Here is a 10,507-nt window from a genome sequence, read left to right on the forward strand (position 1 = left end):
TCACCGCTCCCTGACCAGGGCGGCGTACGCGCCGCCGCGCGCCACCAGCTCCTCGTGCCGACCGCGTTCCACGACGGCGCCGTGCTCCAGCACGACGATCTCGTCGCTGTCGCGGACCGTGCTCAGCCGGTGCGCGATCACCACGCAGGCGCAGCCGCGCCGGCGCAGGTTGTCCATCACGACCAGCTCGGTCTCCGCGTCCAGCGCGCTGGTCACCTCGTCCAGCACCAGGATGCTCGGCCGGCGCACCAGCGCCCGGGCGATCTCCAGGCGCTGCCGCTGGCCGCCGGAGAAGTTCCGGCCGTCCTGCTCGACCATGCTGTGGATCCCGCCGGGCCGGCGCGTCACCACGTCGTAAAGGGCCGCGTCCTTCAGCGCCTCCACCACCGCCTCGTCGGGGATCGACGGGTCCCACAGGGCCACGTTGTCCCGGATCGAGCCCTCGAACAGGAACACGTCCTGGTCGACGAAGGACACCGAGGCGGCGAGCGCTCCGCGCGGGATGTCCTCCAGCCGGCGGCCGTCGATGCGGATCACCCCGTCCCACGGCGTGTACAGGCCCGAGATCAGCCGGGACACCGTGGACTTGCCGCTGCCCGAGCCGCCGACCAGCGCCACCTGCCGGCCGGGGCCCACGGTCAGGTCGAACCCGGTCAGCAGCGGCTGGTCGAGCGGGCTGTAGCCGAAGGTGACGTTCTCCAGCTCGACGTGCCCGTGCAGCCGGCGCGTGGAGTCGCCCGAGCCGGGCCGCGCGTAGAGCGGGTCGGCCTGGAAGTTCTCCACGTCCTTCAGCCGGGCCACGTCGGCGGCGAAGTCCTGGATGCGGCCCGCGACGCCGTTGAGCCGGGTCAGCGGCGCGGTGAACCGGGTGACCAGCGCCTGGAAGGCGACCAGCAGACCGACCGAGATGTGTCCCTCGACGGCCCGCATCCCGCCGATCCAGAGGATCAGCGCGCTGTTGAGCGTGGCGAGCGTCGGCGCGACCACGCCCAGCCAGGCGCTCGGCACGCCGAGCCGCTGCTGCTCCTCCAGCGTGGTGGCGTGCTGCCCGGCCCACTTGCGGAAGTAGCCGTCCTCGCCGCCGGTCGCCTTCATGGTCTCGATCAGCTGCAGCCCGGAGTACGAGGTGTTGGTGAGCCGGGCGGTGTCCGCGCGCAGCTTCGCCGTCCGGGTCGCCCGCAGCCGTACCACCAGGCGCATGGCCACCACGTTCAGCAGGGCCACGCCGATGCCGACGAACGTCAGCTGCGGGTCGTAGGTGTACAGCAGCACGGCGTACAGCACGACCACGACGGCGTCCACGCCCGCCGCCGCGAGGTCGCGGGCCAGGGTCTCGGCCACCTGGTCGTTGGACTGCAGCCGTTGCACCAGGTCGGCGGGGGAGCGCTGGGAGAAGAAGGTGACCGGCAGCCGCAGCAGATGGCGCAGGAAGCGGGCGCTGGAGAGGGTGGAGGAGATGATCCGGCCGTGCAGCAGGTTGGCCTGCTGCAGCCAGGTCAGCACCAGGGTGAGCGCGACGCAGGTGGCCATCGAGGCGAACAGCACGCCGAGCAGCGAGGTCTGCCCGCCGATGAGGAACATGTCGATGTAGGTACGGCTGAGCGCGGGCACCGCCGCGCCCACCGCCACCAGCAGCAGGCTGGCCAGCACGGCGGCCGGCAGGGTGCCCGCGGTGCCGCGCAGCCGGGCCGGCATCGCGCCGAGCACGCCCGGCCGGCGGCCGCCCCTGGTGAAGTCCTCGCCCGGCTCCATCACCAGGACGACTCCGGTGAAGCTGCCGTCGAACTCCTCCATCGGCACGAACCGGCGGCCCTTGGCGGGGTCGTTGACGTACACCCCGCGGCGGCCGAAGCGGCGGCCCACGCCGTCGAAGACGACGTAGTGGTTGAAGTCCCAGAACAGGACGGCCGGGGCCTTCACCTCGGCGAGCGCGGCCAGGTCCATCTGCATGCCCTTGGCGGTCAGTCCGTAACCGCGGGCGGCCTTCAGCAGGTTGCTGGCGCGCGAGCCGTCGCGGGAGACGCCGCAGGCGATGCGCAGCTCCTCGAGCGGCACGTGCCGGCCGTAGTGGCCGAGCACCATCGCGAGGGAGGCGGCGCCGCACTCGACGGCCTCCATCTGGAGCACGGTGGGGGTGCGGACCGTGCCGCCACGGGACTTGGGGGCCGGCCTGCGGGCCGGGGCGGCCCGTCTGCGGCCGCGGGTTTCCTGGGCGGTGGTCACGGGAGCAGCCAATCGACGGGACGCTGGTCGGCCAGCTTGACCGAACCGGAGGCGAGGGTCATGGAGTCCAGCCGGTAGGGCGGCCCCTCGGCGGACGACCAGCGGTAACCGCTCTTCGTCGACGCCGACCTGTCCAGCGTGACCAGCACCGCCACCGGGCGGCCCTTCCGGGTGAACTGCTCGCCGAGCTGGCTGTCGCCGAGGAACGCGGCGATCGACTGCGGGGACTGCGCCGCGCGGTCGACCGACTTCACGTGCCCGCGCAGCACGCCGTAGCGCTGTTCCGGTACGGAGGACACCGTCAGGTCGACCGCGGCGTGCGCCGGGATGGCGGCCGCGTTCTCGGCGGGGACGTACACGGTCGCGTAGAGCGGGTCCGAGGCGTGGGCGATCTTCTCCACCGAGGCCACGTCGGCCCCGGTCTGCACGATCTGCCCGATGGTGGCGCCGAGCGCGGTGACCCGGCCGGCGGCGACGGTGCGCACCACCGTGTCGCCCCGCTCGGTGCGGACCTTCAGGACGGGCGCGCCGGCCGGCAGCCGCTGGCCCTGCTCGGCGAGCACGGCCGTCACCTGGCCGGCCACGGGGCTCTGCAGCAGGTAACTGCCCTGCGCGTGCGTCAGGATGGCCTGCGCGGCGACGGTGGAGGCGACCGAACCGGTCACCGCCCATACGGATGCCGCCGCCATGACGACGACGGTGACGCCGAGCGCGAGCCAGCCCTGGGGGCGGGCCAGCCGGACCGGGAGGTCCAGCTCCTCCGGCGACTGGAGCTTGGCGAGGGCCTGTTGGCGGAACTGCACGGAACTTCCCTCACCCGAGGAGAGACATCGTTACGACAAGACCGCGGGCGCCGCGGCGGGACCGCCGGTCCCGGGCACCCGGGAGCCCCGGAGCCGGGGGGCGGCTCCGGGACTTCGGTGACACCGAGGTGCGATCAGAGACCGGCGACCAGGTTGGTGACCGGCTGGGTGTTCAGGCCGGTGACGCCCTCGACGGTGCCGACGACCGTGTCGACCAGGCCGGAGACCGGGGCAACGCCGTTCACGGCACCGGTGACGGTGGTGAGGGCGTTCACGGACAGACCGCCGGAGACGTTGTCCAGCTCGGCGTCCGAGATCTCGACGGTCTCGACGCGGGGGGTGGAGTTCATGGTGGAACTTCCCTTCGTATGGATATTCACAAGGGGGGAAGCGGCCCCCTCTGGGGACAGACGGACGGCCGCGACCGCGGGTCGAGGGCCCCCGTCTCCGGAGACCCGGGGAATGCCCGCGGTGCGATGGATCAAAGCACGCTCGCTTACCCGGCTTCCAATCAAACACCGCTCCCACCTGGGCACTTGGTCCGCCGAGGGGTTCAACCGTGCAGGTGTGCGCACGTCATGTCGGCGACTCCTTCACATGCCGCACGGCATCGGCGCAACCGCGCCCTTGCCCGCCGGACGGCGAATCCGGCACTCCGCGCCAAAGGCGTGCCGGGGGGCGCGCGGATGTGCAGAACCGTGGACGGCGGTGACGCGCTTGGGCATTCGATGTGCAGATTCCCTGAAGCCGGGATTCCGGTACGCCTGCGGTACGGAGAGTCACCGGCTGGTGGCCGAACGTGCCGGGCCGGGGGGTGTGCGGACCGTCAACCCAGCAGCGCGTAGACGGTGCTCGCGCGCGCCGCGAGCGCGCCCGACTCCGCGTCGCCCAGGGTGATGTCGGCGAACGCCATCCGCCGGCCCAGTTTGGTCAGCACCGCCTCGACCAGGACGTCCGAACCGGTCACCGCGCGCTGGAAGGACGTCGACTGCTGCACGGTCGTCATCGGCACGAAGCCGCCCCGCGCCGCCGAGACCGCGATCACCGTGGCGGTGTCGGCCGCCGCCATCAGCGCCTGTCCGGACAGGCCGCCGCCCTCCCGGGCCAGCCGCTGCGACCAGGGCAGCCGGAGCACCGCCCGGCCCTCGCCCAAGGACTCCACGACCAGCCCCAGTTCGAGGACCCAGGGGGCGAAGCAGGTGGAGAGGATCTTGTCGGCTTCGGCGGTGGTCAGCGTCATGTGGGCGATTGTTCCCGGCCCGGCCCCGCGGCACGCGCCACGCGGCCGATTCGCCGCCGTGGCACGGGAGTTCGTCAACCGGAATTGAACGCACCGCGTGACCCGCCCGTACCTACAGCCATCCAGGCGCCCCGATCCCACTGCCCGACAGCGGCAGACCCCCGTCCCCAGGAGGTCGAGAAGTTTGAGTCACAAGCGAATGCCCAAGCGCAAGGCCGCGATAGCGGTGGGCGGTGTCGCGGCGCTCGGCGCGGCGGCCCTCCTGCTGCCCAACGCCAACGCGTCCCAGGACAAGGCCTCGGGCGCGGCCGGCACCGCCAGGACACTGAAGGCCGCGGACGCCTCGGACCTCGCCGCGCAGCTCCAGAAGGCGCTCGGCGACGCCCTCGCCGGGTCGTACTACGACAGCGCCAAGCGGCAGCTCGTCGTCAACGTGGTCAGCGGCGACAAGAACGTGATCGTCCAGGCGGAGAAGGCCGGCGCGGCCGTGCGCCAGGTCGACAACAGCACCGCCGAACTCCGGTCCGCCGCACGGACCCTGAAGGCCCGGGCCACCGTCCCGGGCACCGCCTGGGCCGTGGACCCGCGGACCAACAAGGTCGTGGTCACCGCCGACTCCACCGTGACCGGCGCCAAGTGGGACCGGGTCCAGTCGACCGTACGCGGCCTCGGCTCCGGCATGGCCACCCTCAAGAGGTCGGCCGGCGCCTTCAAGACCTTCGTCTCCGGCGGCGACGCCATCTTCTCCCAGGTGCAGGGCGGAAACGTGCGCTGCTCCCTCGGGTTCAACGTCACCGCCTCCGACGGCAGCCCCGCCTTCCTGACGGCCGGTCACTGCGGGGTCGCGGCCAAGCAGTGGTCCGACTCCCAGAACGGGCAGCCCATCGCCACCGTGGACCAGGCCACCTTCCCCGGCGAGGGCGACTTCTCGCTCGTCAAGTACGACGATCCGAACACCCAGGCGCCCAGCGAGGTCAACGCGGGCAACGGCCAGACCGTGCAGATCGACCGGGCCGTGGACGCCACGGTCGGCCAGACCGTGTTCCGGATGGGCTCCACCACCGGGCTGCACGACGGCCAGGTGACCGGCCTCGACGCCACCGTCAACTTCCAGAGCGAGACCGACCCGAACGGCGTCGACACCGTCACCGGCCTCATCCAGACCGACGTCTGCGCCGAGGCGGGCGACAGCGGCGGCTCGCTGTTCACCCAGGACGGGGGCGCGGTCGGCCTCACCTCCGGCGGCAGCGGCGACTGCACCAGCGGTGGCGAGACCTTCTTCCAGCCGGTCACCGCGGCCCTCCAGGCCACCGGCGCCACCCTCGGCGCGGGCGCGGGCGCGGGCGGCCAGGCGGGTGCCGGGGACCAGTCCGGCGCGGGCGCGGGGGACCAGGCGGGTGCCGGGGACCAGTCCGGCGCGGGCGCGGGGGACCAGGCGGGTGCCGGGGACCAGTCCGGCGCGGGCGCGGGAGACCAGGCGGGCGCGGGGGACCAGTCCGGCGCCGGTGACGGCTCGGGCGCCGGTGACCAGGCGGGCGGCGACCAGATCGGCGGCGGCGCGGACCCGTCGGCCACCGCGGGCGGCGAGCAGAGCGGCGCGGGGAACCGATCCGGCGCCGGTACCGGCCACCGGTCGGGCGCGGGCGACGGATCCTCGTCCCTCACCGGAACCCGGTGAGGCTCGCGGGGGCGCTGACCCGCCTCCGCTCCCTACAGCGCCGGATCCACTGACAGCCCAAGGCCCGCAGAGCATCAGCGGGTTCCATCCCGCGGTACCGGCACGGCCCGGGCCGCGATGAACTCCCCGGCGGGCCAACAGCGGTTCCGGTCGGCCGGGGCCGGTCCGGCCCTCCGGCGGGAGGGCCGGACCGCGGGCGTCCCAGCACTCACGGTTCGGGCGTTGTGGCGGCGCCCGCAGCTCAGCTGCCGTGTGCCGGCCCGGCTCAGCACTTACGGCTCGGGCGTCGTGGCGGCGCTTGTGGCTCGGTCACCGTGCGTCGGCCCGGCTCAGCCGCCGTGCGGTAGCCGGCTGAGCCGCACGCGGAGCCCGCCGCTTCGTGGCCACGGGCCCCGGGTCCGGGCACGGCCGCCACCCGGTTCGGCCACCACCCGGTCCCGGAACGCGCGTCGCGCGTTCCGGGACAACGCTCTTCCGGAGCGGCGCCCCGCCCACGGCGAACGCCCGGGACACGCCGCCTGCGCCCCGCGCGGCGGGCGCCTTCCCGCGCCCCGTGCGGCCGTCTCCGCGCGCTGGTGCGGCCGGCCGTTCGTACGGTGTCGACTGTGCCCGGTGGGGCCTTCAGGACCCCCGGACGGCAGTCGTGTTACCGGTGGGTCCCCCCGATCGGGGCCGAACCGCTCCCCTCCGGCGTGTCGCAGTCGTCGGCCGGGGCGCGCGGCTGGTCGGAGAAGCGCGAGCGGTGTCCCCGTGCCCCGTGTGCGCCCCTGCCGCGCCATGATGGCCGAATTTATGCGCGGGGCCTGTCGTTCCGCTTCCCGGGGGTCGAACGGGCGGCGGCGGCGCGCCGGTTCGGCGGGGTGATCCGGCCGCGGGTCGCGGTCAGGCTCGGCGTGTCGCGCCACCGCCCCGCCGGCGGACCCAGGAGAGGTTGCCGGTCACATCATCATCCCATTTCAGAAAGGGTGCCGACCGGCTCCCCGGACGGCCGGGCAGAGCGTCGGCAGGGCGTGTCCGGCCAGTGGGCGGAGGGTCCGCCGGCGTCCATGCGGGAGCCTTTTCCGACGCGTGTGGTTTACGGGTGCGGCGCCGGGGCACACGCGGTGCGACGTTCGTCCGGGCCCCGCGCACGGAGGCCGGGCGGAGTGGCCGAGCAGTGACGCAAAAGCACCGCCAGAGTACGCTCCGTTCAACTTCAGGGGGTTGCTTGCACGTGACTCGCCGTGAAGACTGTGGCCGAGTTCCATCGAAACCAAGGTGTCGAGCGGTGCGCATCATGCCAATCGTGGGGCGGCATGGGTCGCGACTGCGTATATTCACACCTCGTTTCGGACGACCGGGATGGGGGGCCTCGCTGCCCGTCCCGGAACCGGGAGGGTCCCGCGTGACCGTTGCGCGGGAGGAATCGCCGAGGGGGGATGGGTGATGTCGGGTTGGCGCGCCACACGTCAGGGCTCGCTGCGGGGCCGGCCGTACGGCCGCCGCGTCCTGCACCGCATGTGTTGAAGGCCGCGGACCGGCCCCCGCACGGGGCCGACGCCGGCTGACCCCGCCGCCGCTCAGGAAGAGGGCCACGCGGGGCCACGCGCCGCTGTCGTCCGACGCCCGTTCGGCGCCGGCGCCGCCCTGCCCGACCGCCCGCGGCCTTGGCCGCCGGCTCCACCAAGCCCCTGCCTGCGTGACTGGGCCATGCCCGCACGCGCCACCCGCAACCGAGGAGACAAGGTGATCAGCAAGCAAGTGACGGGGGAACGCCTTCTCTTGGAGGAGTTACCGAACCGCTGGCGGGCCCTGCGCGAGGCCGGGCCCGTGCGGTACGACGAGACGCAGCGGGTCTGGCAGGTGTTGGACCACGAGACCGTCGCCGCCGTACTCGCGGACCCGGCCACGTATTCCTCCGAACTCTCCGCCCTCGCCCCCACCCAGTCCGACTTCGAGACCTTCACCCGGGGCAACTTCGTCGGCATGGACCCGCCGGAGCACCGCAAACTCCGCACCCTGGTGAGCCAGGCGTTCACCCCGCGGGTCGTGCAGGGACTCGGCCCCCGCATCGAGGCCGTCTGCGACCGGCTGCTGGACGCCGTCGCCGACCGCGACCGGTTCGACCTGGTCGACGCGCTGGCCTATCCGCTCCCCATCATCGTGATCGCCGAACTGCTCGGCATCCCCGCCGAGGAACACCGGCTCTTCCAGGAGTGGGCGAGCGTCCTGTTCGGCGGCGACCAGCTGGGCGAGGCGCCCGACATGGCCGACCTCGAACGGGCGCTGGAAGCCATCGCCCCCACCGTGCGCGAGATGAACGGCTACATGCTGGAGCACATCCGTGCCCGCCGCGCCGATCCCGGTGACGACCTCACCAGCAGACTCATCGCCGCCGAGGTGGACGGAGTCCGCCTCGCCGACCAGGAGATGGTCGGCTTCGTGGCCCTGCTGCTGGTGGCCGGGCACATCACCACGACCGCGCTGCTGGGCAACGCGGTCGTCACTTTCGACCGGCACCCCGGGACGAACGCCGCGCTGCGCGCCGACCCGGCCCGCGTCCCGGCCGCCGTCGAGGAGGTGCTGCGCTGGCTGCCGCCCTTCCCGGAGCTGGGCCGCCGGGTCACCCGGCCCGTGGTCCTCGGCGGCCACGAGATCCCGGCCGACACGATGCTGATGGCGCACTTGGGCGTCGCCAACCGGGACCCCGCCCGCTTCGCCGCGCCCGACGTCCTCGACGTGACCCGGAGCCCGAACCCGCACCTGACCTTCGGGCACGGCATCCACTTCTGCTTCGGCGCGCCGCTGGCCCGGCTCGAGGCGCGGATCGCCCTTCACAAGTTGCATGAACGATTCCGCACCCTGGTGATCCCCTCCTACGAGGACGTCGCCTACCAGAACCCGGCCGTCATCGTCGGCGTACGGCACCTGCCCGTCGAGGTCGGCAGACCGTAGCCCAGGCGCTCCGCGCCCCGACCGGCCCCCACACCGCTCGTTCGGGCCGGCCGGCACACCCGCACATGAGACCCACCCAACGGGAGTCCCCTTCTCATGCCGTACACCATCCCAGCCGCTCCGGCCGCTTCCCGGACGCCGTCCCTGTTACACCAGGAGATACAGCTACGCCTCGACGCCCTCGCCCGGCTCCACCGGGTGCCCGGCGCCCAACTCGTCCTCGACACGGGCGGCGACGCCGTCTCCGTGCACACCGGGACGGCCGACGTCACGACCGGCAGCCCCTTCACCGCGGACACCGCCGTCCCCCTCGGGTCGCTCACCAAGCCGTTCACCGCAGGGCTCGTCATGCTGCTGGCCGACGACGGCGACCTCGACCTGGACGAGCCCGCGGCCGAGCACCTCCCCGAGCTGTCCGGGACGCCAGAGGTGACGGTCCGTCAACTGCTCAGCCACACCGCCGGGCTGCCCACCGGACCCGACTCCGACACCGCCGCCGCGACCACCGCCGCGCGCTACCTCACGGTCCTCTGCACCGAACGTGACCTGCTGTTCGCGCCGGGGACCGACTTCTCCTACTCCAACGCCGGTTACGTGGCCGCCGGACGGCTGGTGGAGACGGTGACCGGCATGCCGTGGCCCGAGGCCGTGCGCGCGCTGCTCCTCGAACCCCTCGGCGTGCGGCCGGCGTTCATCGGCGACGCCGCGCCCGTCCGTCCGGTGGCCGCGGGACACGCCGTCAACACCCTCACCGGGCAGCCTGTCCCGGCCCGCCAGAACCTGGCCCCGCTGGAGGCGCCGGCCGGCGCGCTGCTCGCGAGCGCCCGGGACCTGGCCGCGTTCGGCAACGCGCTGACCGGCCGCTCGGACCTGCTGCCGCCCGCCGTCGTCAAGGAGATGCGCCGGCCCGAGACCGCCGCCCGGCCGGGCACGCTCGCCGACGGCTGGGGCACCGGGCTCGCCCTGTACCAGCGGGACGGCCGCGTCTGGTGCGGCCACGACGGAAACGCCCAGGGCACGTCCTGCCACCTCAGGGCCGACGCGGAGAGCGGTGTCGTGGTCGCCTTCACCGGCAACGCCGGGGGCGCCACCGCGCTCTGGCACGACCTCGCCGAGGAACTCGGCCGGCTCGCCGGCATCCGGGTGCCCGCCGCGACGGCCGTCGCGGACCGGGGCGCGGCCGTCGACCTTCCCGACTGCGCGGGTACCTACCGCAACGGCACCACGACCTACCGCATAGCGCCCGGACCGGACGGCACGCCGGCCCTGTCGGTGGACGGGGACCTGCCCCTCCCGCTGGTCTGCTACCCCGATCTGACCTGCGACCTGCGCGATCCGGCCACCGGGCGCCTCGAACCCGGAGGCCGGTTCCACCGGGATCCGGTCACCGGCCTGGTCGACCGGGTCCAGATCTCCGGACGCACCGCACGCCGTACCGACGACGGCTGAGCCGGGCCGGCGCCGGTACCGGAGCTCCGTCCCACCGCGGCCGGATCCGGCCGTCGCGGGCCGGCCCCGGACGCGGGCCGGTCAGGGCCGGGCAGCCGCCGTCGGCGGGTCCGGCCCCGGTGGGCCGGCCGGGCCGGTGGGAGTCCGGCCGGACGCCACCGCCGGTCCGTCCGGTGCTCC

General features: G+C 73.8%; 7 protein-coding genes. 3 read left to right on the forward strand and 4 right to left on the reverse strand.

What is annotated here, in order from left to right:
- The 4 genes from ACFQ9Z_RS32415 to ACFQ9Z_RS32430 form a co-directional block, all read right to left on the reverse strand.
- Positions 1-2,223 carry an NHLP family bacteriocin export ABC transporter peptidase/permease/ATPase subunit gene (locus ACFQ9Z_RS32415; RefSeq protein ID WP_383027665.1) on the reverse strand — a complete coding sequence of 741 codons (2,223 nt, stop codon included), beginning with the start codon at positions 2,221-2,223 and terminating at the stop codon, positions 1-3.
- The gene (locus tag ACFQ9Z_RS32420) at positions 2,220-3,026 is read right to left on the reverse strand and encodes an HlyD family efflux transporter periplasmic adaptor subunit (RefSeq protein WP_383027668.1); all 807 of its coding nucleotides are present in this window, start codon (positions 3,024-3,026) and stop codon (positions 2,220-2,222) included. The genes ACFQ9Z_RS32415 and ACFQ9Z_RS32420 overlap by 4 nt, the downstream gene beginning before the upstream one ends.
- Before the next feature lie 134 nt (positions 3,027-3,160).
- Entirely contained in the window at positions 3,161-3,376 is a 216-nt protein-coding gene (locus tag ACFQ9Z_RS32425; protein WP_383027672.1) for a type A2 lantipeptide, read from the reverse strand.
- Between the two features lie 476 nt (positions 3,377-3,852).
- Complete coding sequence (locus tag ACFQ9Z_RS32430; RefSeq protein WP_383027676.1) at positions 3,853-4,266, reverse strand: PaaI family thioesterase; 414 nt, start codon at positions 4,264-4,266, stop codon at positions 3,853-3,855.
- A 199-nt stretch (positions 4,267-4,465) separates the two neighbouring features.
- Here ACFQ9Z_RS32430 and ACFQ9Z_RS32435 point away from each other — a divergent pair, with 199 nt between their 5' ends.
- The 3 genes from ACFQ9Z_RS32435 to ACFQ9Z_RS32445 all read left to right on the forward strand — a co-directional run bounded on the left by ACFQ9Z_RS32435 (position 4,466) and on the right by ACFQ9Z_RS32445 (position 10,327).
- Positions 4,466-5,944 (forward strand): S1 family peptidase, encoded by a 1,479-nt coding sequence (locus tag ACFQ9Z_RS32435; RefSeq protein ID WP_383027931.1) that lies wholly within the window; start codon positions 4,466-4,468, stop codon positions 5,942-5,944.
- 1,725 nt (positions 5,945-7,669) lie between these two features.
- Entirely contained in the window at positions 7,670-8,878 is a 1,209-nt protein-coding gene (locus ACFQ9Z_RS32440) for a cytochrome P450 (RefSeq protein WP_383027685.1), read from the forward strand.
- A 96-nt stretch (positions 8,879-8,974) separates the two neighbouring features.
- Positions 8,975-10,327, forward strand: a complete 1,353-nt coding sequence (locus ACFQ9Z_RS32445; protein ID WP_383027691.1) for a serine hydrolase domain-containing protein — start codon at positions 8,975-8,977, stop codon at positions 10,325-10,327.
- Positions 10,328-10,507 lie beyond the last annotated feature (180 nt).

The sequence above is a fragment of the Streptomyces sp. NPDC056580 genome (assembly GCF_042793175.1).
Taxonomy (GTDB): Bacteria; Actinomycetota; Actinomycetes; order Streptomycetales; family Streptomycetaceae; genus Streptomyces.

Coding starts and splice junctions, on each gene's coding strand:
- ACFQ9Z_RS32425 (WP_383027672.1), bottom strand. CDS start 3,376: ATGAACTCCACCCCCCGCGTCGAGACCGTCGAGATCTCGGACGCCGAG.
- ACFQ9Z_RS32430 (WP_383027676.1), bottom strand. CDS start 4,266: ATGACGCTGACCACCGCCGAAGCCGACAAGATCCTCTCCACCTGCTTC.
- ACFQ9Z_RS32435 (WP_383027931.1), top strand. CDS start 4,466: ATGCCCAAGCGCAAGGCCGCGATAGCGGTGGGCGGTGTCGCGGCGCTC.
- ACFQ9Z_RS32445 (WP_383027691.1), top strand. CDS start 8,975: ATGCCGTACACCATCCCAGCCGCTCCGGCCGCTTCCCGGACGCCGTCC.